The 1,548-nt window shown below is 46.3% G+C and carries 1 protein-coding gene; it reads right to left on the reverse strand.

What is annotated here, in order from left to right:
- A partial coding sequence (locus tag A3729_RS25410) for an efflux RND transporter permease subunit (protein ID WP_197476085.1) occupies positions 1–1,548 on the reverse strand: 1,548 nt, incomplete at both ends.

A 1,548-nucleotide genomic window follows, 5' to 3' on the forward strand; every position in this document is an offset into this window, starting at 1 on the left:
GGGTCAGTCGCTGTTTCGGCACGCCCGACTTTACCGAAAACAGACTCGACCTCTGGTACGGTTTTGATCAACTTATCGGTTTGTTGGAGTAGCTCTCTCGCCTTGCCGACTGATACACCGGCATATGTTGTAGGCATATACATCAAGTCACCTTCGTCCAATGGTGGCATGAATTCGCTTCCTAGCTTAGTCGCTGGCCATAAACCAACCACTAAGACAACAGCAGAAAACAAAAGAGTCGTTTTAGGAAAAGCCAACACACCTTTGATCACTGGTTTATACATGGCAATCATCAAGCGGTTAATCGGGTTTTTATGTTCAGGCGTCACTTTTCCACGAATAAAGTAGCCCATCAACACTGGCACGAGTGTAATAGCAAGACCTGCGGCAGCTGCCATCGCATAGGTTTTAGTGAACGCCAGGGGTGAAAACAACTTGCCTTCTTGTGCTTCAAGAGTGAACACAGGCAGAAAGCTGGCTGTAATAATCAACAAAGAGAAGAATAAAGGTGGCCCGACTTCAGATGCAGCCTGGGTAATCACCTGCCAACGGTTTTCATCTGTCAGCTCTGTTTTTTCCATATGCTTATGAACGTTTTCAATCATGACGATGGCGCCATCAACCATCGCACCGATCGCAATCGCGATTCCACCCAGAGACATAATATTGGCGTTCAAACCTTGCTGATACATGATGATAAAGGCCGTGAGAATACCCACAGGCAAGCTAACCAGTACAACCAGAGATGAACGGAAATGAAATAGGAAAAGCGCACAAATAATAGTTACGACGATAAACTCTTCTAATAGCTTTTCGTAGAGGTTATCGATTGCTCGACTAATCAGGCTTGAACGATCATAGGTTGTTACAACCTCTACTCCGTCAGGCAGGCCTTTCTTCAAACTCTCCAATTTTGCTTTCACATTATCAATAACGCTTTGTGCATTCTCGCCAAAGCGCATCACTACAACACCACCGACCACTTCACCTTCGCCGTTCAATTCAGCGATGCCGCGTCGCATCTGTGGACCCAATTCAATCTTGGCAATATCTTTCAAAAGCAGTGGCGTGTTATTAGCGTTTATACCGAGTGGAATATTTTTAATATCATCTACACTTTGCAAGTAGCCGCTAACGCGCACCATGTACTCTGCTTCAGCCATCTCGATAACAGAAGCACCGGTTTCCTGGTTGGCCTTTTTAATTGCCATGCCAACATGGGCTAAAGGAATGTCGTAAGAGCGGAGTAGGTTCGGATCAACTTCAATTTGGTACTGACGCACCATACCGCCTATTGTCGCTACTTCAGAAACGCCCGGAACCGTTTGCAACTCATACTTCAAGAACCAATCCTGAATGCTACGTAGCTCCGCTAAGTCATGTTGACCCGTTTTATCTACTAGCGCATAGAGATATACCCAGCCAACACCCGTTGCGTCAGGTCCCAATTGTGGTTTAGCAGATGCAGGTAACGAGCCGGACACTTGATTGAGGTATTCCAGAACCCTAGAACGCGCCCAATAAAGGTCCGTGCCATCCTCAAAGATC

This window comes from Oleiphilus sp. HI0043 (genome assembly GCF_001634935.1).